At 26.9% G+C, this 21,694-nt stretch carries 19 protein-coding genes and 2 tRNA genes; 13 read left to right on the top strand and 8 right to left on the bottom strand.

Going from position 1 to position 21,694, the window contains the following annotated elements; all coding sequences use genetic code 11:
* Nucleotides 1-47 precede the first annotated feature (47 nt).
* From L8X38_RS07760 to L8X38_RS07750, 3 genes are all read left to right on the top strand, one after another.
* Entirely contained in the window at nucleotides 48-521 is a 474-nt protein-coding gene (locus L8X38_RS07760; protein WP_039625790.1) for a hypothetical protein, read from the top strand.
* The gene (locus L8X38_RS07755) at nucleotides 518-2,110 is read left to right on the top strand and encodes a hypothetical protein (protein WP_220701222.1); all 1,593 of its coding nucleotides are present in this window, start codon (nucleotides 518-520) and stop codon (nucleotides 2,108-2,110) included. Before L8X38_RS07760 ends, L8X38_RS07755 begins: the two co-directional genes overlap by 4 nt.
* A 184-nt stretch (nucleotides 2,111-2,294) precedes the next feature.
* Entirely contained in the window at nucleotides 2,295-2,762 is a 468-nt protein-coding gene (locus tag L8X38_RS07750; RefSeq protein WP_257928077.1) for a tRNA (cytidine(34)-2'-O)-methyltransferase, read from the top strand.
* Here the strand turns inward: L8X38_RS07750 and L8X38_RS07745 are convergent.
* Both L8X38_RS07745 and L8X38_RS07740 read right to left on the bottom strand, forming a co-directional pair.
* The gene (locus L8X38_RS07745; protein ID WP_263661710.1) at nucleotides 2,759-3,487 is read right to left on the bottom strand and encodes an amino acid ABC transporter ATP-binding protein; all 729 of its coding nucleotides are present in this window, start codon (nucleotides 3,485-3,487) and stop codon (nucleotides 2,759-2,761) included. The genes L8X38_RS07750 and L8X38_RS07745 overlap by 4 nt on opposite strands.
* The gene (locus tag L8X38_RS07740) at nucleotides 3,480-4,232 is read right to left on the bottom strand and encodes an amino acid ABC transporter permease (RefSeq protein WP_263661709.1); all 753 of its coding nucleotides are present in this window, start codon (nucleotides 4,230-4,232) and stop codon (nucleotides 3,480-3,482) included. Before L8X38_RS07740 ends, L8X38_RS07745 begins: the two co-directional genes overlap by 8 nt.
* Before the next feature lie 223 nt (nucleotides 4,233-4,455).
* On the opposite strand from L8X38_RS07740, the gene L8X38_RS07735 reads away from it, so the two are divergent.
* Genes L8X38_RS07735 through L8X38_RS07715 form a run of 5 tightly spaced genes read left to right on the top strand, consistent with a single transcriptional unit; the run spans nucleotide 4,456 to nucleotide 9,823 of the window.
* On the top strand, nucleotides 4,456-5,898 hold the full coding sequence (locus L8X38_RS07735; RefSeq protein WP_220566768.1) for an alanine/glycine:cation symporter family protein: 1,443 nt from the start codon (nucleotides 4,456-4,458) through the stop codon (nucleotides 5,896-5,898).
* Nucleotides 5,898-6,038, top strand: coding sequence for a hypothetical protein (locus L8X38_RS07730; protein WP_164717489.1), 141 nt, complete (start codon nucleotides 5,898-5,900; stop codon nucleotides 6,036-6,038). Before L8X38_RS07735 ends, L8X38_RS07730 begins: the two co-directional genes overlap by 1 nt.
* Nucleotides 6,039-6,072: 34 nt before the next feature.
* Nucleotides 6,073-8,067: a glycine--tRNA ligase subunit beta gene (gene glyS / locus L8X38_RS07725; RefSeq protein ID WP_263661708.1), complete on the top strand. Its 1,995-nt coding sequence runs from the start codon at nucleotides 6,073-6,075 to the stop codon at nucleotides 8,065-8,067.
* Nucleotides 8,064-8,870, top strand: coding sequence for a M23 family metallopeptidase (locus tag L8X38_RS07720; protein WP_263661707.1), 807 nt, complete (start codon nucleotides 8,064-8,066; stop codon nucleotides 8,868-8,870). Before glyS ends, L8X38_RS07720 begins: the two co-directional genes overlap by 4 nt.
* 2 nt (nucleotides 8,871-8,872) lie before the next feature.
* The gene (locus L8X38_RS07715) at nucleotides 8,873-9,823 is read left to right on the top strand and encodes an SAM-dependent methyltransferase (protein WP_318529480.1); all 951 of its coding nucleotides are present in this window, start codon (nucleotides 8,873-8,875) and stop codon (nucleotides 9,821-9,823) included.
* Here the strand turns inward: L8X38_RS07715 and L8X38_RS07710 are convergent.
* The gene (locus L8X38_RS07710) at nucleotides 9,813-10,835 is read right to left on the bottom strand and encodes a bifunctional 3,4-dihydroxy-2-butanone 4-phosphate synthase/GTP cyclohydrolase II (protein ID WP_220566773.1); all 1,023 of its coding nucleotides are present in this window, start codon (nucleotides 10,833-10,835) and stop codon (nucleotides 9,813-9,815) included. The two genes, L8X38_RS07715 and L8X38_RS07710, sit on opposite strands and share 11 nt — an antisense overlap.
* A 105-nt stretch (nucleotides 10,836-10,940) precedes the next feature.
* On the opposite strand from L8X38_RS07710, the gene L8X38_RS07705 reads away from it, so the two are divergent.
* Together L8X38_RS07705 and L8X38_RS07700 are read left to right on the top strand one after the other, a co-directional pair.
* A tRNA-Gln gene (locus L8X38_RS07705) sits at nucleotides 10,941-11,015 on the top strand.
* 13 nt (nucleotides 11,016-11,028) lie between these two features.
* A tRNA-Met gene (locus tag L8X38_RS07700) sits at nucleotides 11,029-11,104 on the top strand.
* Between the two features lie 2,464 nt (nucleotides 11,105-13,568).
* On the opposite strand, the gene L8X38_RS07695 is transcribed toward L8X38_RS07700, so the two are convergent.
* Both L8X38_RS07695 and L8X38_RS07690 read right to left on the bottom strand, forming a co-directional pair.
* On the bottom strand, nucleotides 13,569-13,799 hold the full coding sequence (locus tag L8X38_RS07695) for a hypothetical protein (protein ID WP_133319264.1): 231 nt from the start codon (nucleotides 13,797-13,799) through the stop codon (nucleotides 13,569-13,571).
* A gap of 9 nt (nucleotides 13,800-13,808) precedes the next feature.
* The gene (locus tag L8X38_RS07690; RefSeq protein WP_263661706.1) at nucleotides 13,809-14,024 is read right to left on the bottom strand and encodes a hypothetical protein; all 216 of its coding nucleotides are present in this window, start codon (nucleotides 14,022-14,024) and stop codon (nucleotides 13,809-13,811) included.
* Between the two features lie 226 nt (nucleotides 14,025-14,250).
* Here L8X38_RS07690 and L8X38_RS07685 point away from each other — a divergent pair, with 226 nt between their 5' ends.
* On the top strand, nucleotides 14,251-14,511 hold the full coding sequence (locus L8X38_RS07685) for a hypothetical protein (protein WP_263661705.1): 261 nt from the start codon (nucleotides 14,251-14,253) through the stop codon (nucleotides 14,509-14,511).
* 128 nt (nucleotides 14,512-14,639) lie between these two features.
* On the opposite strand, the gene L8X38_RS07680 is transcribed toward L8X38_RS07685, so the two are convergent.
* Complete coding sequence (locus L8X38_RS07680; RefSeq protein WP_220566778.1) at nucleotides 14,640-14,846, bottom strand: hypothetical protein; 207 nt, start codon at nucleotides 14,844-14,846, stop codon at nucleotides 14,640-14,642.
* Complete coding sequence (locus L8X38_RS07675) at nucleotides 14,846-15,061, bottom strand: hypothetical protein (RefSeq protein ID WP_263661704.1); 216 nt, start codon at nucleotides 15,059-15,061, stop codon at nucleotides 14,846-14,848. The genes L8X38_RS07680 and L8X38_RS07675 overlap by 1 nt, the downstream gene beginning before the upstream one ends.
* A gap of 322 nt (nucleotides 15,062-15,383) precedes the next feature.
* Between L8X38_RS07675 and L8X38_RS07670 the strand changes: the two genes are divergently transcribed.
* Nucleotides 15,384-16,871, top strand: coding sequence for a KAP family NTPase (locus tag L8X38_RS07670; RefSeq protein ID WP_263661703.1), 1,488 nt, complete (start codon nucleotides 15,384-15,386; stop codon nucleotides 16,869-16,871).
* Nucleotides 16,872-17,169: 298 nt separating this feature from the next.
* Here L8X38_RS07670 and L8X38_RS07665 read toward each other — a convergent pair whose 3' ends face one another.
* Nucleotides 17,170-17,730, bottom strand: coding sequence for a tyrosine-type recombinase/integrase (locus L8X38_RS07665; protein ID WP_263661702.1), 561 nt, complete (start codon nucleotides 17,728-17,730; stop codon nucleotides 17,170-17,172).
* A 1,486-nt stretch (nucleotides 17,731-19,216) separates the two neighbouring features.
* Between L8X38_RS07665 and L8X38_RS07660 the strand changes: the two genes are divergently transcribed.
* Nucleotides 19,217-21,694 (top strand): inverse autotransporter beta domain-containing protein (locus L8X38_RS07660; RefSeq protein ID WP_263661701.1); only part of this gene is annotated, 2,478 nt, incomplete at its 3' end.

The raw sequence follows: 21,694 nt of genomic DNA, 5'->3' as shown, positions 1-21,694 counted from the left end.
CCACTATAAGCAATGTGAGATCAATATAGATAAAATTAAGGAGTTGAATGATGAATTATGAGCAAAGATTAAATCAATTTAAAAAAATATATCCCGAAATTTTAGAGTTAAGCTTGGCGGAAAAATCCCCATTTGGAGAATTAAAAAAGATATTAGATGATAGCATAAAAAATGATGTTATTAAAAACGAAGAGCAGTTTAAAACTTTAGCGAATGCGCTATCTTTAGTAGGACAAAGTATAGTAGCACAAAGTCAAACGACAGCATTGGGTATGATTTTGCAAGGCGATGAAAACGAACTTAATAGCGAGAAAATAAAACTTATACAAGCACAAATAGAAACTGAAAAGAAAAAACCCGCACTCATAGATAGACAACGAGAACAAATAGATGATATGTTAAGAATAGAAGCGGCAAAAGTTGCACAAGGATATAGTTTTGGGCTAAGCGCAGGTGGGCTTGAAATACCAAAAGAGTTGGAATCTTGGGTAAAAGAAAAAATTGAAAATATAGATAAATGATTGATAAAAAATATAGAACTCCAAAATATTTTTTAAGAGCTAAATATCCACAGAATGCAAATGACATAGGATATGTAGAATGCTATCAAGCTTGGTTTTTATACGGAACTACCTTTGTACATAAATATGTAGAGCTTTTGCATAAACAATTAATAAGAAAAGGTAGGGCTGTAAAAACAAGAATTTATCACCCGCTCTTCCCAAATTCCTATGGAATTGATTTTTATGATATTAAAAGTCCTTCTAGAGCTCCATATAATTACCATAATAGTGGGGATTTGGGGTTAAATCAGTTTTTTGTAGGTCAAAACCCTTATGAGTGGTATAGAGGAGACCCTGGAGATAAAAGTGGAATATATCATGATACTTGTCAAATTATAAGGAAAAGACAAAATTTAAGCTTGTTTAGTTTTGATTTTCATGGAAAAAATGTTGTTACAAACCCTAGCTATCTTTTAAAATACAAAGAAGAGCTAAAGAATTTTTATTATCTACATGATCTTACTTTTGAAAAAATACATGGCTTTTATGGTGCTATAGTCCCTGGATATGGTAAGCCAAAATATATTTTTGTAAAATCTAATATAATTAATAACGAGTTTATAAAACCTAATTTTATTTTACCGGATAAAGACAAATTTAAGCCAAGTTTAGTAGAGAGTGAAGATGGTAGATATTACAATTTAAGACCATATTATGATGAGTTCTTGAGATTAAATAAAAATGTATTTATTGTACCTGAAAAAATATCTAATATTGATTTTTTAAGTGCATTTAACAATAACATCAATGTTTCTAAATTAGGCGATATATTTCACCCTCTAGCATTTCTTTCTAATTTAAATAATATAGCTTATCAAGAGCCTGTTGTTTTGAGAAGTCAGAATAGTCTTTTTAATAAAAATATTTCATTGATGCCTTGTTATAATAATGAAAGCAATATGCCTTATGGAAGAAAAGATAGATGGTTTATTTTATGGGATAGTATGTATGATCTTTATGTGAAAGAAGATAAGGAATGGTGGGAGTTTATAATAGCTCCTGTTGTTTCTGCTGTGATTGTTTTTATTAGTTTTTATACAGGTGGAGTTATAGGTGGGGCTTTAGGTGGTATGATAGGCGGAGCTTCGGCCTCAATTATAACAAATATAACAATCGCGCTTAGTACGCTTGGAGGTGTTATAGATGCATTAAGTTTTTTAGGCATAGTAGATAATGGAAGTTCTTTAGCTAAAATAAATAAAGTTTTAAAATTGGTTTTAGCTGTTGCAGGATTGGTAAGTGCTGGATATAAAATAGGAGTTGATATTAATAGTGCAATTTCTAATCAAACCCCTATAGTTGATGTTTTAATTAATAAAGATGCTACATCTTCAGATATTATAGGTTATATTAGTGATATATTTTTAAGCTCTAATTTAAAAGAAGCTAGTTTGCCTTTAGATGAAAATAGTGATATTGATGAGCATGTTTTTTTTGGAGAGGCTTCAAAGGAAGATGTTGAAATGGTAACTAAAAATCTACTAAATGAAAACTGGTATAGTTTTGACACCTTAGATATTTTAAATGAAAAAGATGTTGAGATATAATTTAGATAATTAAGTTTTGTCTAATATATTTTAAAGTATCTTTTGGAAAATAAAAAATATATGTTCTTAGCAAATTATACCCATTTTATACCTATTTGTGAATTTTTTGGTATAAAATATCTATAAATAAGCTATTTTATAGCATAGTTCAAACCTTGCTGGGGACACCATTTCAAGGAAAAAGATGTTTCATATAGTCTTAGTTGAACCTCGCATACCACAAAATACAGGAAGTATAGGTAGAATGTGTTTTAATGCAGGTTTTGCTTTACATATTATCAATCCGCTTTTTAGTATTGATGAAAAGGCAGTTAAAAGAGCAGGGCTTGATTATTGGAAAAAATTAAATCCTTTTTTATGGGATAATTTAGAAGATTTTTTAAAAGAGTATGAAAAATTTCAAGATAGATTTTTCTTTGCAACAACTAAAACTACTCAAGCTTATTTTGATGTAAATTATCAAAAAGGTGATTTTTTATTTTTTGGAAGTGAAAGTTTTGGTTTGCCTATGGATTTAATGCAAAAAAAATGGGAAAATGCCATTACTATACCGATGAAAGATTGTGGTAGAAGTTTAAATTTAGCTACAAGTGTAGGCATAGTGAGTTATGAAGCTTTGAGGCAAAATTTTGCCTCTTTTGAAAAATTTTAATGATTTAAAACTTGATTTAAAAATTCTTTCAATCTTTCATTTTTTGGGTTTTCAAAAGCTATTTTAGGACATTCATCTACTGCTATAATGCCTTTATCCATAAAGAAAATTCGATTAGCTACATTTCTTGCAAATCCCATTTCATGTGTAACTACAAGCATGGTTAGACCTTCTTTAGCTACTTCTTTCATGATATTTAAAACCTCACCTATCATTTCAGGATCTAAAGCTGAAGTTGGCTCATCAAATAAAATCACATCAGGATTCATCATTAATGATCTTGCTATAGCAATACGCTGTTTTTGTCCGCCTGAAAGCTTATGAGGAAAATAATTTTCTTTATCACTTAAGCCAACTTTTTTGAGTAATTCTCGTGCTTTTTTTACTGCTTCATCTTTACCCATGATTTTTGTTTGTACTGGCGCTAGGCATAAATTTTCCAAAACATTTTTATTATTAAAAAGATTAAAATGTTGAAATACCATGCTTACTTTTTGTCGAATTTTATTGATATCTGTTTTTTTATCAAGTATATTGATATTATTGATATAAATATTACCACTATCTGGTGTTTCAAGTTTATTTAAACAGCGTAAAAAAGTACTTTTTCCACCTCCGCTAGGCCCTATAATAGCAATAATATCACCTTTATGTACTTCAATGCTAATATCTTTTAAAACTTCTAAATCTCCATATTTTTTAATCAAATTTTCTATTTTAATCATGTTTGTTTAATCTCATTTCTATAAATCTTGCAATTAGTGTTAAAATTTTAACGCTTACATAATATACAAGTCCTGTAAAAATAATAGGTTTAGGGTTGTAATAAATTGCTTGTAAGCTTTTACTTTGCATGGTAATATCCATAACGCTAATATAGCCCACTATTGAAGTTTCTTTAAATAAAGAAATAAATTCATTCATTAAAGAAGGTAAGATATTTTTAATCGCTTGCGGAAAGATGATTAGTCTCATAGAAGCAGAATAATTAAGCCCCATTGCTCTTGATGCTTCCATTTGTCCTTTGTCTACACTTTGAATTCCACTTCTTACGATTTCAGCTACATAAGCAGAACTATTAAGTCCAAGTGCAATAATAGCTACATAAAAATTATCACTCCAAGTAGCAAAAATCACTACTGAAAAAATCAAAAGCTGTAAAAGCAGAGGGGTTCCGCGTATAATGTCTATGTATTCATCTATGATGAAATTTAAACTTTGGATTTCTAAAAATCTTAAAAATGCTAGGAAAAAACCAAGTGCTATTCCTATTAAAATTCCACCCACTGTTAAGCCAAGTGTTGTGAAATAACTATGAACATAAGCTTTGGCTTCTATAGTATAAGCATATTCTCCTGTAGCTAAGCCATTTTGATCTTTAACTTGTAAAATTTCAATAGGAAATGAAAAATAAGCCCAAAAAACAATAATGCCAAAAAATACAAAAATTTTCATCGTATTTTGTTTCAATTTAAACACCTTATAAAATTTTAAAAAAACTAAGTGTATAAAAATTAAGTTTTCTTTTTACTTAAAAGCATTTTTATGTGTTTTTTTGGTAAATATCGTGAGTTAAATTTTCACATAGCTGTAAAAAATAAAATAAAATTAATATAAAATTATATTTTTTTGTAGCAAATTCATTTTTTTATGATAAATTTACACTCGATTAAATTATAAAAAGGAGATAAATATGGATTTAATATCCCAATTTGTTGGCTTTGTAAATAATCAGTATTATTCCATTTTGGTTATTTTGCTTATTATTGTAGGGTTTTATTATAGTTATTTGACGGGTTTTGTGCAATTTCGAATGCTTCCTTATGTGTTTGACATTTTGACAGAAAAGCAAGAAAAACATGAAAAACACCATATTACTCCTTTTCAGGCTTTGATGATTTCAACAGCTTCAAGAGTTGGTATAGGAAATATTGCAGGTATTGCAGTAGCAGTTGTTTTAGGCGGACCTGGCGCTTTGTTTTGGATGTGGGCTATGGCATTTTTTGGTGGCGCTTCAGCTTTTGCAGAAAGCACTTTAGCACAAGTTTATAAAAGTCGTGATGGAAAAAGTTTTAAAGGTGGCCCTGCTTATTATATTAGTAAAGCTTTAAATTTAAAATGGCTTGGAGCTGTTTTTGCGGTGATTTTAATCATTACTTATGCTTATGGATTTAATGGACTTCAAAGTCAAACTATGACTTCAGCATTTGAGTTTTATTATAAAGGTATGGTTGATGCTAGCGAAGTAAGTTTTTCGCAAAGTTGGTGGCCTATTGTAATAGGGGCTATTTTGGCTATTTTTGCTGCTTATATGTTTTTTGGTGATCATACTAAAATAGGTAAAGTAAGCTCGGTCATCGTTCCTATTATGGCGATGATTTATGTTGGTTTATCTATTATAGCGATGTTTATGAATTTTGATAAAATTCCTGAAGTGTTTTCTATGATTTTTAAAAGTGCTTTTGATTTTGAAGCTATTTTTGGTGGATTTGCAGGTTCTGCTTTAGTTATAGGTATAAAAAGAGGATTATTTTCTAATGAAGCAGGTATGGGTTCAGCACCAAATGCAGCAGCTTCAGCTCTTACAACTCACCCTGCAAAACAAGGGGTTATTCAAGCATTTTCTGTATTAATTGATGTGATTATTTGTACAAGTTCAGGATTTTTGGTATTATTTTCACTTGCTTATGCTAATAATATTGGTGTAGACGGTAAGCCTATTTTAACAGCACTACCTTTAGTACAAGAATCCATGAAAGAATATTATGGAAATCTAGGTGTACATTTTACTACTGTTAGTATAGTTTTATTTGCTATTACTTCTTTGATAGGAAATTACTATTATGCTCAAGCAAATATTAAATACCTTACTCAAAATCCTATTATTATTAATCTTTTTAAAGCAAGTGCCGTGCTTATGATTTTTATTGGTGCAAATATGGATTTAAAATTTGCATGGGATTTAGCTGATACTACTATGGCGTTTATGGCTACGATTAATATCATTTCTATTTTATTGCTTGGTGGTATAGTGAAAAAGGTATTAAAAGATTTTAGCGAGCAAAAAAGACAAGGTAGAGATCCAGTGTTTAGCGCTTCAAAGCTTGGTATTAAAAACGCAGAGTGTTGGGACTAATGATAGATTATATTATTATTGCTTTGTTTATAGCTTTTATGGTTTTTCTTGTGTTTGGCTTTAACCGCCAAATGCAAGAAAAAGCCAAACAAAGAGAAGAAAAATTAAAAACAAAGAAAGATTTTAAAAAAAATAGGTAAAATACACTAAAAAATTTTTAAAAAAGAGTGTAAAATGAAATTGTTAATAGAAATAGGTACAGAAGAACTTCCTGCTATTCCTTTATTAAAAGAACTTCCAAATATTAGTAAAAAATGGGAAAAGATTTTACAAGAGTATCATTTAGAATCTGAATTTAAATTTTTCTATACTCCTAGAAGATTGGTTTTTATCCATGAAAATTTTAAAGAAAAACAAGATGATTCTTTTGTGGAATTTATAGGCGCACCTAAGGCGATAGCTTATAAAGATGGAAAGCTTACTCAAGCAGGATTTAGCTTTTTAGAAAAAAGTGGTTTAAAAGAAGAAGAGCTTGAATTTAAAGAAATTAAGGGTAAAGAAGTATTGTATTGTCAAAAACAAGTACAAGGCTTGCAAAGCAAGGTGGTTTTAGCTCAAATGATCGAGGCTTTTTTAAAAAGCTTGAGTTTTGGTAAAACTATGAGATGGGGTGATGGTAGATTTGAATTTATCAGAGCTATTCGCTCGCTTTGTTGTATTTTAAATGATGAATTGATTGAGTTTGAAAGCTATGGCGTTAAAAGTGCAAAAAGTACTTTTGTGCATAGAAGTGTTAGTTATGATTTGATAGCTTTTGCGAATATTGATGAGTATTTTAAAACTTTAGAGCAAAATTATATTATTTTAGATCAAGAACAAAGAAAAAAGCTTATCATTGAACAGTTAAAGACACTTGAAAAAGAAAATGATATTACTATTGCAGAAGATGATGAGCTTTTAGCTGAAGTTGTAGCTATCACAGAGTATCCAAAGGCATTATTAGGGCATTTTGAAAAAGAGTATTTAGAAATCCCAAGCGAAGTGATAATTACTTCTATGAGAGAAAATCAACGCTATTTTGCAGTATTTAAAAACAATACTTTAAGCAATCATTTTATTGTAGTTTCTAATGCGGTTTGTGAAGATTATTCTAAAATCATTAATGGAAATGAAAGAGTTTTAAGAGCAAGATTAAGTGATGCGATGTTTTTTTGGAAAAATGACTTAGCGCAGGGTTTAAATAATGATAAAATAAGCCAAATGGTTTATCTTGAAGGACTTGGAACCTTAAAAGATAAAATTATTAGAGAACAAAAAATTGCTACTAAGCTTTGTGAGGTTTTTGCTAATACTCAAAAAGATGAAATTTTAAAAGCTATAGAATACTCAAAAGCTGATCTAAGTACTCAAATGGTGTATGAATTTACTGATCTTCAAGGCATTATGGGATCTTATTATGCTAAGGCTATGGGTATGAGCGATGAGCTTGCTTTGGCGATTAAAGAACAATACCTTCCAAATGGCGATAATTCAGCTATGCCAAGTAATGAATTTAGTTCTATTGTAGCTTTGGCTTATAAATTTGATACACTCGTGGGGCTTTTTTCAATGGGGAAAATCCCAAGTGGTACAAAAGATCCTTATGCTTTAAGAAGAGCAGCAAATGGTGTTTTAAAAATTATTCTAGCTTTAAATAAAAATTTTGATCTTAAGATATTTTTAGAAGTAATAGCTAGTGAATATAAAAGCTTTGATTTGAAAATTTTATTAGACTTTATCTTAGAGCGTTTATATACTTTTTATGAGGTTAATGCTTCTTTTGTTAAAGCTGTGCTTAGCTCTAAAACTTATGATGTTATTTATATTGATTCTTGTATTAAAGCTTTAATACAAAGTGCAAATAAGGCAGATTTTAGTCAAAATTTTGCTACTTTTAAGCGCTTGGCAAATATTGCAATATTAAGTGAAGTTCAAATTAATGAAAATTTGTTTAACATTCAAGAGGAAAAAGATTTATACCAAGCTTTTATGCAGTGTAAAACAAAAGAAAATAATACCCAAGAGCTTTTAGAAAGCCTTTTTGCACTAAAACCACAAATTGATGCTTTTTTTGATAAAGTAATGATTAATGACAAAGATGAAAATATTAAAAACAATCGTCAAGCTTTAGTATGTGCAATTTATCGTGAGTTTTTAAAAATAGCTGATATTAAAGAGCTTAGTGTATGAAAAAAATTCTTTTTTTACTTTGTTTTTTGGTATTTGCATTAGAAGCTAGAGAGATTGAGCTTGTAAAAGGGCAAGTAATTTTTTTAGAATTTGATAAAAATAATTTTTTACAAATTAGCTCAAATTCTAAAAAACTTCCTTTTTTTGAGTATAAAAATAAAGTCATTGTTAGTATAGCCATACCTTATAAAAATCCTAAAGATAGAAAATTAATAGCTGAATTTAAAGATAATTCCAAAGAAGAAATTAACATAAAATTTAGCGAAGGAAACTATAAAAAAGAATTTTTAAAAGTTAGTGCTTCTAAGGTTAATCCACCTAAAGAAACACTTGATCGCATTAGCAAAGAATATCAAGAAGCTATTAAGGTTTATAATACTTATACCAATATGGCTTTATTTGAAGGCAATTTTACATACCCTTTAGAAAGTAAAATTACAAGTGCTTTTGGAAAAGCAAGATTGTTTAATGATACTCTTAAAAGTTATCATAGCGGAACTGATTTTAGAGCAGCAAGTGGGACAAAAATTTATGCTAGCAATGATGGTATTGTAAGGATTGCTTCAAATCGTTATTATGCAGGAAATTCAGTGGTAATTGATCATGGATATGGGATTTATTCTCAGTATTATCATCTATCAAAACTTAATGTAAAAGTAGGACAAAAGGTAAAAAAGGGTGAGCTTATAGGTTTGAGTGGAGCTAGCGGTAGGGTTACAGGGCCACATTTGCATTTTGGAATTTTAGTTAATGGTGTGCAAGTTGATCCACTTGATTTTATAGTCAAATTTAATGCTTTATAATGATAGCTTTTAGTGAGTTTTTTCAAAATTGGATTGATAAATATTACTCCCAAGCTGTGAGTGTTGGTAAAAATGGAGATTTTTATACCGCAGTTAGCGTGGGAAATCTGTTTGGAACACTCTTAGCTAATCATTTTTTAAAACTTATAGATGATAAAAAGCTAATTTTACCGGTTGAAGTTGTAGAAATAGGGGCAAATGAAGGGCATTTAATGCTTGATTTTATACAAGCTCTATACACTCTTAGGGCTGATATTTTAGAGCAGATTGAGTGTTTTATCGTAGAGCCACATGAAAAATTAAAATGTGTTCAAAAAAAACTTTTTGATGAGTATGATTTGGATGTAAAAATTTATAATTCTTTAGAAGAATGTCATTTTAAAAACGCCTTTTTTTACGCTAATGAATTATTTGATTGTTTTGCGTGTGAGCTTATAAAAGATAGAACAATGGCATATGTTGATGATGATTTAAACATTGTTTTTAAAGCTATGAATGAAGATCTTTTAAAAGAATGTGAAAAATATTCTATCACTAATAGCGAGCTTTGTATTTCTTATAAACCCTTTTTATCCAAATTAAAACAAACCTGTGAAAAACTAACTTTTGCATGTTTTGATTATGCAAAAAAAGAAGAAAAAATTAGTATTAGAATGTATAAAAATCACCAAGTGTATAATCTTTTTGAAGAAAACTTAAAAGATTTTTTTGCTAAAAGCGATATTACATATAATGTAAATTTTGATCATTTTTTACAAGTTTTAAAAGAAGAGGGCTTTGAGGTGTTAGAATATAAAAATCAAAATCAAGCTTTAATTGATTTTGGCTTAGAAGAAATTATCGAGCAAGTTAAAAATATTAACCTCCAAATTTATAAAAACTTTATCAACCAAAGTAAAAATTTGATGTTTAACTTTGGCGATAAGTTTAAGTTTTTAGAATTTAAGCTTTAAAATCACTGCTTGTAATATCAAGCCCAAAGCCTTTTAAGCCTATAAATTCTTTATCGGTATTTTGACTTAGAAGTTTGATTTTTGAAATTTTTAAATACCTTAAAATTTGCGCTCCTATGCCATAATTTTTAAATTGTATGTTTTCTTGTTTTTCATTTTTCATGAAAATGATTACACCACCTTTTTGACTTAAAAATTCAATTTGTTTTAATAATTCATTAAATTTATTAGAAGTTAGAAGCTCAAAGTCGCTTCCACTAAGATAAAATTTAACATTCTCGCATTCTTTCAAAGTGCCAAAACTAAAAGCTATGTGTTCATTTTCATTGTGATCTTTAAAAGTCATTTTTTTAGCTTTAAAACCTGCTAAAATACTTTCTTCTTCTTTAATTAAAGAAATCAAACTTTCATTTTTTAAACGATACTCGATTAAATCTGAAATAGTAATCATATTAATATTATGTTTTTTGCAAAACTCAAGCAAATCGCTTCTTCTAGCCATATCTCCATTATCTTTAACAATTTCACATATTACGCATGCTTCTTTTAATCCTGCCAAACGACATAAATCCACTGTTCCTTCTGTATGGCCCGTTCTTTCTAAAACTCCACCTTTTTTTGCTATCAAAGGATTAATATGTCCAGGACGCACAAAATCACTCGCCTTTGCATTATCATCAGCAAAAATTTGTATAGTCATATCTCTTTCGTAGGCACTTACTCCTGTTGTTGCATTTTTTGCATCGACAGTGATGGTAAAAGCTGTTTCGTGATTTGATGTGTTTTTAGGTACCATTAAAGGTAGTTCAAATTTTTTAGCTAAGTTCTCACTTAATGCTACACATACCACACCTCTTGCGTGAGTGATGGTAAAATTTACTTTTTCTTGTGAGCTAAATTGTGCAGGGAAAATCAAATCCCCTTCATTTTCCCTATCTTCTGCATCCACCATTACTAACATTTTACCATCTTGAAGTTCTTTTATAGCTTGTTCTATACTTATATATCCCATAAAATCATTCCTTGAAAATATTTTAAAAATATTATAGCATTTTTCTTGACATTGTATAAAAAATAATATATAATATCACTTTTAATTTAAATAAAAAATTTCTATTGGGGTATCGCCAAGCGGTAAGGCAACAGGTTTTGGTCCTGTCATTCAGGGGTTCGAATCCCTTTACCCCATCCACTTCATATGATGCCGCGAAGTAGAGCAGTGGTTAGCTCGTCGGGCTCATAACCCGAAGGTCGGGAGTTCAAATCTCCCCTTCGCAACCATTATATAAAAATAATTTATAATCTATTTCAACAGATATTTTTTAGCAATATTGAAATCAAATTAATTTAAAATTTCTAAAATTATTGAAATTTTAAAAATACAATACAAAGAATAAAATAGATAAAATATATTTAACAAGAATAAATGGCGAGTTTAATAGGCGTATGATTTATTAATTAATATTGCACATGCTTTGTATTTTATTGTAAAAATGTAAAAAAATGATATTTTTTGTTAAATAGGTAATGTATTAAAATTTTTAGAGTGCAAGAAAAACAATATTGATTTAAAGTCTAACAAATAAAAATATTTCTTAATTGATGAAGAGCAAATGAGGAGACTTTATATTTTAAAGCTGGATATAACAAGATAGTATTATAAGCTGCTAACTACTTAATCGTTTCTTGATTAAATTCTTTAAGATCTATAAATAATAAATCTTTATAATGATTAGCAAATGCTTCTTTTAAGGTTTTATTAAATATTTCATTATGAATATTCATTCTAAGATTCTTTAGATAAGTATAATAATGAGTAGTGTTAAGTTCCTTTAATAAAACATTCATAGTTTTTTAAATTCACAGCCATTATCTGTGAGTATGCTAAATTCTTTTATGAATATTATTAGTTTTTAAGATAATAACAAAACTTTTAAGATATGCTAGTATATCTTGTCTTTTTAGGAGATAAAGCTACAGTATAATCAATTCTTGTAACTAAATCTATCATAGTAAGTATATATTTTTATTTTATTATCGACATATTTTATAGTATCTATTGCCCAAGTATTCATAGGAGTTGTTTTAAGATTTTTTTAGTTATCTATTTTTAACTCTCTCTTGTAGCTTTTATTTTGGCCTAGATAATTAATTCTTGTAAGTGTTATTCTCATTTTATCTTTAGAGATGATTCTTCTTATGGTGGAAACACTAGGAGGTTTTATTATAAAAAAGGCTTTAAAAAATAATACAATCTTTCTTTATCTAAATTTATATAAATATGCCTAAGTATTTTAATATTTAAAGTAATTTCCAAATCAAAAGAACTTCTTATATTTTTTACTTTAGTGTATTTTGTATTTAGGGTATTTAAATTATCATTATTTTTGTGATAAATTTCTTGTTTTCTAAAAAGTGTCTTTTTATCTATATTAAAAGCTTCTAAAGTAGCTTTTAAACCATGATGCTTATGAAAGATATAATTTTTATTCTTTGTTCTATTATTTTATGTTTTATTTCAAAAATATAACTATATTCTCTTAATTTAGCAAATCCTTTTATACATCTAAATAAATAATCTGTTTGGGGATAAATATTCCTTAGTTAGTTTTATTAATCAAATATTTCTTGATTGGTAAATAAAAGATAGTAGTTTTATTAACTAAGAAAGTGCCAAATGTGTTCGAACTTGTGTGATAATATTTTATCTTGATGCTTTTAATCCTCACATTGAAGCAATATAAAATAAGTATAAGAAATTAATTTTAAAATATTTTGTATAATTATTCTAAGGTATATTGTAGCAATTATTATATTATTGTAATAATAATCAAGATTTATTTAATGATTACTCTTTCTTTTTTATGAGTCGTTAAATGATATAAGAATAAATTATACTCTTGTTTTCTAAGTTGATAACATGAAATAAAATTTATTTTATACTCTTCTTGAATATTAAAGATAATAAACATCTAACCACTGCAATAATCTTTAAAAAATATTGATTAAGTTTGATGTTGAAATAATGTATGCCGTACTGCCTTCTATATAGTATGAACTACAAGTAAAATTCTTTCTTTTTTAAAAAATATAATCTTCTTCATTGCTTGATTGATATAACTAAGCCATATTTATATGTAAATCACTGATTTGATCTTGTTAAAACCAACTACAATGAAGCTTAAAATAAATATAGCAGTTTTGATTTTTAAACATTTGAAGAAATGGAATAAAAATCCTGAAAAAATTATCAATTATTTTAAAATAATTATAGATAAACATGACAATGAGATAAATATATAGTATTAATTTTAAAATCCAATTTTATACAAATCCAACATAATAAAGATTTTCATCACTTAGTTATTTTAAACAAACAATTGCGTTAAAAAATGAAATCATAAATAATGCTATGAAAAATATATCAAACTTATAGGATAAAATTTTTAAGTAAAAAACTATAAATGGAGTGCGGTTGTAAATATCAAAGAAACCATACCAATGAATGATTTAGAAAATCTTTTTAAACACTTTTAAAAATACGGCTTTTAATGCCATTAAATAGCAATCACCGTGATGAAGAAGAGAAGAAGCAAGATAAGGTTTTCAAAAGAAGCACCTTTTCTTTTCTTCTCTAAATAAAATACACCTTATAGGTGCTATATGTTTTGTACTAAAATGGGTGCTAGGGTTGTCTAAGTGTGTAGCACGGAAAGCGGACAAAGTCTGCCGCTTAATATTAAGATTAAACAGATATATCTAAAAGCTGATCTTTTTTATTGTCTGCTTTATCTGTATTTGTAGAATTACTTTGTTCTTCTTTTTTAGCTTCAGCTTCTACTTTTTTTGTATTATCATTCTCAGCTTTTTTTTCTTGTTCAAATTTAGCTTCTTCAAGTTTTAATAGTGGTTTTGCTGTATAACGCAAGCTTGTATCAATAACTTGATTACAACATTGAGAATATACTAATCCCATCATTATCCTTTAGTGATTTATACAAATACCTAATTTAGCACAAGCTTGATGCTGATAAATAGGCTGATGTATTGTCTGGCAATTATGAAAATTTTCACAAGTTATACTTCTATCTTGTTGTTGTGAATTATTAAAATTTTTCTTGCTATGATAACTATGATTTAAAGCTAAAGCAACGCTAGATAATGAAGCAATAACTGCTAAACCTAAGATAATTTTTTTCATTATTTTTGAGCCTTTTTATGATTATTTTTGATATATGAATAATTATAAAAGTCAAAAAATTAATTTAATATTAAATAAGAGAAAAAAACAAAATTTGCTTAAATATTGAAAAAAAATTACTCAACTTTTTTTGTTTTTTCTCGCGCGTATGCGTTTTTATATATTAAAAAAAGCAGGGGATGGATTTTCACAAAAGTCTATGTGATAGGAGATAGTGAAATATTAAGTGGATAAAGTCAAAGATGATAAAGATACTTTAAGAACTTTGTTTGAAACACACAAGACAAATAATGAAAGATTAGAAACTCGACTAAAAGAAATAGGCAGATGGTGCGAAAAAAATTTAAGCGTGGAGCAGTTAAAAGAAATATTTCCATTAAAAGCCGAAAGAATAGAAAAAGAGCTTAAATATCAAAGAGCTTTTGAAAATTCTTTTGAACAAGCAAAAACTAAAAGAAACGATAGAGGGTTTGGGTTTAATAGATAGTTTTCCTTTTTTGGTGCTTTAGCAAATCGCACCTGTTAAGGTGCTATGATTTGCGATAATTGGGGTGCGGGGGCTGTCTGAGTGCGTAGCACGGAAGATGGACAAAACCCACTGCCCTAATATTAAGATTAAGCAAATATATCTAAAAGCCGATCTTTTTTGCTAGTATTTGCTTGATTATCAGCATTTGTAGAATTACTTTGTTCTTCTTTTTTAGCTTCAGCTTCTACTTTTTTTGTATCTTCTTGCTGTTTAGCAATCGCCTCTTCTAATGCAGGTTTATCTCGATATTCTACTTTGGTATCTACCAAGCCGTGACAAGTATTAACAAACATTAACAATATCCTTTCCATTTGCAAAAAGCATCTTGATAAATAGGTTGATGTATTGTCTGGAAATTATGAAAAGTTGCACAAGTTATACTTCTACCTTCTATATATTCTTGTTGTGAATTATTAAAATTTTTCTTGCTATGATAACTATGATTTGAAGCTGAAGCAACGCTAGATAATGAAGCAATAACTGCTAAACCTAAGATAATTTTTTTCATTTTAATCCTTTCTATGATTAAAATTTTGATATATGAATAATTATAAAAACTAAAAAATTAATTTAATATTAAATAAGAGAAAAAACAAAAATTCGTTTAAATATTGAAAAAATTACTCAACTTTTTTTGTTTTTTCTCGCGCGTACGCGTATGCATTTTTTTATATATTTTTTAAAAAAAGAAAGGCTGTCTGAGTGCGTAGCTGTAAGGGGTATTTTAAAAAGAATATGTAACTATCTATAGCTTTAAGGTTTGGAGGATAGTTACATAGAAAACTTAAATAATTTTATTTAATTGCATAAATATTTTATAGGAGTGTATAATGAATAAGATTGATAATATTGCAAATTTTTTAGATAACAACTCTAAAAAATGTTTAGCTATAAATGGGTCTTGGGGTATAGGTAAAACTTATTTATGGAAACAAGTTGAAAAGAAACTTTCTAAAGATAAAAAAGTTGTTTATATAGATCTTTTTGGTAAAGAAAGTTATAAGCAAATATTAGAAGAAATAGTTGTAAGCCTACATGGAGATTATAATAAAATTACCAAAACAACTTTTAAAGGTTTAGAAGGTTTGGTTAAAAGTATAAGTGGTGGCTTAATAGATATAGATAGTGATGCTATTTTTTCCTTTTTAAAAAAGGAAGACTTTGATAATATTATTGTGTGTTTCGATAATATAGAAAGAAGATCTGATAATCTTTCTTTGAAAGAAATTTTAGGACTTGTAAATTTACTTAAAGAAGAAAAAGAATGTAATGTTGTTGTGATTTTTCATGAGGAAGAATTAAAAGAACAAGATAACAATCTGGCTAAAAACAATAAAGAAGAACAAACCAAACAATATAATAGTAAAAACTGGTATCAAATATACAAAGAAAAGGTTATTGATTGTGAAATAACCATAAAAAACAATGATGAAGTAGCAAAAGCAATTATAAAAGATAGAATAAATAAATATACTAAAATTACAGACGAGATAAAAAATATTATTGGAAATATTATTTTTGAAAGATATAAAGAACAATGCAATGGAAATCTAAGATTGCTATATCATGTGTTAGAACATATAGATTATTTTAACAAGCAATGTTTTTTATTGTTTTGCAAGTATGACAATAAAAAAACATTTTCAGATGCTCTAAAATTAAGTTATATCTCATTAATATTTCAAATTAAAAAATACCTTTCTATTAAAATAGAAGAAAATGACATTTCCTCAAACTACCATCTTTATGAAAAATACCTAAAAAATATGTTTTATTTAAATAAAGAAGAAAAATACCAACTAAGACGCGATTTTTATCAAACTTTAAAAATTGAACTTTATTATAAACTTCAAAACTACAAGATAGAATATTTGGTAGGTAATTTAAGTGATGAACAATTTGTAAAAGATATTGAAAATTCACTCCTAAAAATAGACTTTTATTCAGAAAATGGAATAACACGCTATCCTTATGGTTTTTATCAAAATTTACTTTCAACCTACACACAAATTACAAATAAAAAATTAAGCAACATAGAAGAAAAAATCAATAAACACTATATAGAAGCTCTTGTTATGGAAGAATTAGAATTTGATTTTCATGATGATTATAAATCAGATAAGAACCTATTAAAATTATTAGAAAATGAAAAATGGAAAGATTATTATGAAGAAACTAAAGAAAAATACAAAACAAGTAAGTATGAAAATATTAATGCTCTTATTAATAGCTATGAAAATATAGAAAGTAGTTTTTATCTCGAAGCAATCAAGCAATATAATTTTTTTAAAAAAAGAAGAGTTAGTACAGCTATTTAAAAATAATAACGATTTTTGTAAGAAATTTTTTAATCATTTTTCTATGAATATGGTTGCAAGTCATAAATTTGATGATGATTTAAATAATAATTTATTTCAAGCTTATTTAGATTTCTTAGATTTAGATGAAAATAAAATAAAAAAAGTGTTGTTTTAAAATATATAAATTCACAAAATAGTGTATTAAGAAAGTTACTAATAGAATAATTGCGTTAAAGATATTCAATAAAATACTATTAAATTTACAAAAATTAAAAAGTTCTTATGTGTTTATAATTTACAAACATTAAAAATTAAACTACTTATCTCTTTTTAATTTATCAATAAAATCACTCAACCATTGCATTAACTCTCTTCCATCATCAAGTCTTAAGCTTCTATTATATACTGCTTTTACTTTATTTCTTTCTCTATGATCTAAACATAGTTCTATAACTTCACTATCTTGTTTATGAATATTTTTATACTCATAAAGAAAAGTTGAAGCAGTAGCTCTAAAACCATGATATAGTATTTTATCACCAAAACTTAATCTTTTAATGGCTTGATTTAATGTGTTTTTACTCATTGTTTTAGATTTACTTATATTACTTGGAAAAAAATATTTTGAATTTGAGTAAGAAAAATTTTTAACATATAAAAGCAAGTCTAAAACACTCTGACTTAGCGGAATAATAAAATCCTCTCTTGCTTTAACTTTATTAGCACGAATAATAATTTTTTTATCAAAATCTATTTCTTTCCATTCTAAATTTATAATATTAGCACTTCTTAAAAATAAATATGGACTAATTTGCAAAGCAACTTTTGTAAAAATACTTATTAATCGTAAGTAATAATTCTTTAAATCTTGCTTCATCTGTGAAGTTTTATAACTTTGAACTTTATTAGTACCATAAAGTGCTTTTTTATATTTTGATTTTTAGTATTTTCTTTTTGAATATGTTCTTTTGGATTAATGCCTTATGATAGTATGTCGTTATAATCATTTGCAATCTCTCTCGCTCGTGTTAATATGGTTATAGGATATTTTCCTATTTTAAAAGAATACCCTTTTTATTAAGTTTATATCTAAAATAAAAATTCTTATCAATATTTCCATGAGAAATCCTAGCTTCAATATATAAATTTTTAGTACAAGCACTTTGATATAAGTTTTTTATCAACAGTTAAATTTTTTAAGTTGCCTATCATTTACAATAATCACTGATTTTCCTTTAAAGTATGTGCAAAAAAAATAATTTTTTTTTAATTGCACATACTTTTGCACATATTTTTTAATTTGTCAAAAGATTTTAATTGTGGTAATAATTCGTGATAGAGAAGTAATGGTGGATTTAGAAAGCGTGTGGTTTATTAATCAAACACCTAAGTATCCATACTTTAGAAATTAAATATCTAAATAACATATACTTTTGAAAATTCAATAATTTGTATAGTTAAATCTCATTTTAAAAATTTAACTCCTGATATAACTTTAGCTATTTCTTCAATGGAAAATAATACATAGCAAGATACTTCCATAGATTGTATTTTTTCTTCTTAGATTATCAATAGTTCCTGAAGAAACGCCTAACACTTTAGCAAATTCTTTTTTACTTAAAGACATTTTTTTATATTTCTCAAAAAATTTTTGTTTCTAAATAATTCTTGGTTGTGCTAATCTTGCTTAATTGTGAAATATGTTTGTTTTAATTTATAAAAATAACATATAAAACTATAAATATCTTTATATATCTAACTTTATTTAATCACTTTTTATTTTCTGTTAAATATTATATATATTCTTTTACCTATTATCCAAATTATAAAAACATACAAATTATAATTAAATATATTTTTTTAATAAGTAATTTTAAGATTATAACAACTATTATCAAATTTATACAAAAACTCTATATTGTAGTTATCTAAAGAGTATAATAAGGTATTTATACTCTTTATTTATTACTATATATAAGCTTAGTATTTATACTTTATATACCAAATATGATAAATACACCTTACACTGTTATCTAAAATACTAAATGCTAATACTTTTAAAAATGTTAAATAATATAATAAAATATAAATATAAAAATTCAAAAAGCTTATTTTTCATTGTTTTTAAAAAGTAAATGATAAGTTTTTTTCATATATATTTAAATAATAATAAATCTATTTGCATTTTTTTAATAAAAAATAAAAGTAATTTTGATTATAATTTATAAATAATTATTATATTTATTAATTTTTTGGCTATTTTTCAATATTTTTATAACTTTTTTATCACTTTTGTATTTTTTGTGTTATCATATTCTCATCACAAATAAAAAATTTTATGCAAAGGATTCGGGGGGGGGGATATGAAAAAAACGCTTTTATTTGTTTTACTCATTCACACTTTTCTTTTTTCTCAAATAATGATTTTAAAAAATCAAGATAAAATCATTATAGATAACAATCAAACTCTTGCACTTAATCATGTAAACCATGATCAAAAGCAAATACTTAAAGAACATAATAACATTGACTCAAGAGTCAAAAAGCTATTAGAAGAAAAACCAAAGAAAGATTCTAATCTTAGTAAAGAAGATGAAGAATTATCTAGTAAGGTTGTTAATGTTATTCAAACTATAGGTAATGTATATAATGCCAAAGATAGTAAAGAAAGAGATGAGCTTATAAGAGATTTAGCAAGCAATTATTTAAGCTTACAAGCTAATACTTTAATCCAAGAATATTTACATACTCTTAATCACTCCATTAATAGTGAGTTTAATTTAAACTATAATGATAGGGGTGGTTTAAGTGGTAATGCTAAAGTTCTTTTGCCTATTATGAGTGAAGATAATCCAAAAATATCTTATTTTCTACAAAGCGGTATAGGTGGATATGATAATAATAGAATCATAGGTCATTTTGGTGGTGGTATAAGATATTATCCTAATGCATTAGCATTAGATAATTCAGGAAATATCATGCTAGGATTAAATTTAGTTTATGATCATGATTTTAGTAGAGAGCATAAAAGAATATCTTTGGGCTTTGAAAGTATGTTAGATACACTAGCTTTCCATGCTAATATTTATCAAAGATTAAGTGATTGGATTAATAGTTATGATTTTAAAAATGCAAATAATGATCTAACTTTCTTAGAACGCCCTGCTAATGGCTGGGATATGGGTATTAAATATGCTTTTCCTTCCATGAGTAATGTAGCTGTTTTTGCTAATATGAGTAAATGGTATGGAGAAAAAGTAGCTCCATTTGGCAATGTAAACTGCTATGAAGATTTAGAAAAAAATCCTTTAGTGTATGAAGGAGGTATTACTTACTCACCCTGTCCTGCATTAACTTTTTCGCTAAGCCATAAAAGAAGTAATGAAAGTGATAAACAAGGCACAAATATAGCTATGAATTTTAACATACCTTTAGATAAAGATGCCTTCAAACACGCTTTTGATACAAAATTAGCAGGTATAAATAATACCATTGAAGGCTCTAGAACTCATTTTATAGATAGAGATTATTCTATGGTGCTTGAATATAAAGCTATTAACAATACTTATCATATTTCTTATTGCGGAAATTTGGGAGGTAATACTCATTGTATTATGCTTAAAGATGGCTTTAATCAAGCAGTTAAAAATGTTGCTATGAGTGTAACTCCTGAACAAAAAAGTGTAATCTTAAAAGATGGAAATCATTATATTACTGATGGCAATGGAAAAGTTTTTGTAAAAATAATCCACTCTTATGGAGTACGCCAAACCAATTTAATTGCTAAAGCAGGGAATGCTCAAGAAAGTTTCCCTATTACTATCATAGCTCCAAAAGAAGACTTTAGGATATTTGCCAAACCTTCTAATATACAAAGATATGAAAAATCTCTAATCACATTTACAGGAAATGATTTAGCAGGCGATTTGGCAATTCATTGGAAATTAAATGGTAAAGGAAGTTTAGAAAAAACGCCAAATTCAGATAAAACTGATAAAGATGGAAATTCAAATATCATCTACAAACCTGATGTAAACATGAAAGATAAAGAAAAAGCTGAAATCATTGCTAATGTATTAGGAGTTACTTTAAAAACATTTGTTCAAATAGTAATTTATGGAGATGATGATATTATCTTAGATAAAACTATTATAGGTAATAAAGAAAAAGCTCATGCGAGTTATAAAAACTTACAAGCTAAAACCACTAAGGTTAAGTGGAGTATTCAAGGAGATAATGCTTTATTTGTTGATAAAGATAAAACTACTAAGGAGCTTAATTTAATAGCTGATGATAAAGGTGAGAGTAATGTAGAAATCATAGGACTTAGTGGAAATGAAAAAGTAAAAATCATTGCTAAGAATATGAGTGATGAATTAGTAAAAGAAAGAAGTAAAGATTTAGAGATTAAAAATTATACAGCCACTATGGAGCTTCCTACTGGAAAAGATCCTGTGACTCATCAAGACTTTGAAAAAGGAATGATTGATTATAAAAGCGACTTTGAAGTAAAACTTAAAGGTTTAATGCCAAAAACAAAAGTTTTATGGAAGGCTAAAGATATACAAAGCAATAAAACTTTAAGAATTAGTAACGATAAAGAAAGTACAGCTGATGATAAAGGTGAGAGTAAGGTAGTATTTGAAGGAGTAAAAGATTTTAATATTAAAAGATTACAAATCATTGCTACTTATAATCAAAGCGCAGCTAGCACTCAAGAAGTAAGTGGAGAAATCAAACTCCACCAATATACCCCAAGCATTAGTTTTAGTAAAGATAAAATCCATGCTTATGAAAGTGATAATAACAAAGCTTTAAAAGATCCAAAACTTGATCATGTT

Origin of the sequence: Campylobacter sp. CNRCH_2014_2452 (genome assembly GCF_025772865.1) — a bacterium.
Lineage (GTDB): Bacteria > Campylobacterota > Campylobacteria > Campylobacterales > Campylobacteraceae > Campylobacter_D > Campylobacter_D lari_D.
This window is presented reverse-complemented; position numbering and strand designations above follow the sequence as displayed.

Coding starts and splice junctions, on each gene's coding strand:
- L8X38_RS07760 (WP_039625790.1), top strand. CDS start 48: ATGATGAATTATGAGCAAAGATTAAATCAATTTAAAAAAATATATCCC.
- glyS (WP_263661708.1), top strand. CDS start 6,073: ATGAAATTGTTAATAGAAATAGGTACAGAAGAACTTCCTGCTATTCCT.
- L8X38_RS07745 (WP_263661710.1), bottom strand. CDS start 3,487: ATGATTAAAATAGAAAATTTGATTAAAAAATATGGAGATTTAGAAGTT.
- L8X38_RS07695 (WP_133319264.1), bottom strand. CDS start 13,799: ATGGGATTAGTATATTCTCAATGTTGTAATCAAGTTATTGATACAAGC.
- L8X38_RS07720 (WP_263661707.1), top strand. CDS start 8,064: ATGAAAAAAATTCTTTTTTTACTTTGTTTTTTGGTATTTGCATTAGAA.
- L8X38_RS07690 (WP_263661706.1), bottom strand. CDS start 14,024: ATGAAAAAAATTATCTTAGGTTTAGCAGTTATTGCTTCATTATCTAGC.
- L8X38_RS07735 (WP_220566768.1), top strand. CDS start 4,456: ATGGATTTAATATCCCAATTTGTTGGCTTTGTAAATAATCAGTATTAT.
- L8X38_RS07730 (WP_164717489.1), top strand. CDS start 5,898: ATGATAGATTATATTATTATTGCTTTGTTTATAGCTTTTATGGTTTTT.
- L8X38_RS07710 (WP_220566773.1), bottom strand. CDS start 10,835: ATGGGATATATAAGTATAGAACAAGCTATAAAAGAACTTCAAGATGGT.
- L8X38_RS07670 (WP_263661703.1), top strand. CDS start 15,384: ATGAATAAGATTGATAATATTGCAAATTTTTTAGATAACAACTCTAAA.
- L8X38_RS07680 (WP_220566778.1), bottom strand. CDS start 14,846: ATGTTTGTTAATACTTGTCACGGCTTGGTAGATACCAAAGTAGAATAT.
- L8X38_RS07675 (WP_263661704.1), bottom strand. CDS start 15,061: ATGAAAAAAATTATCTTAGGTTTAGCAGTTATTGCTTCATTATCTAGC.
- L8X38_RS07750 (WP_257928077.1), top strand. CDS start 2,295: ATGTTTCATATAGTCTTAGTTGAACCTCGCATACCACAAAATACAGGA.
- L8X38_RS07665 (WP_263661702.1), bottom strand. CDS start 17,730: ATGAAGCAAGATTTAAAGAATTATTACTTACGATTAATAAGTATTTTT.
- L8X38_RS07755 (WP_220701222.1), top strand. CDS start 518: ATGATTGATAAAAAATATAGAACTCCAAAATATTTTTTAAGAGCTAAA.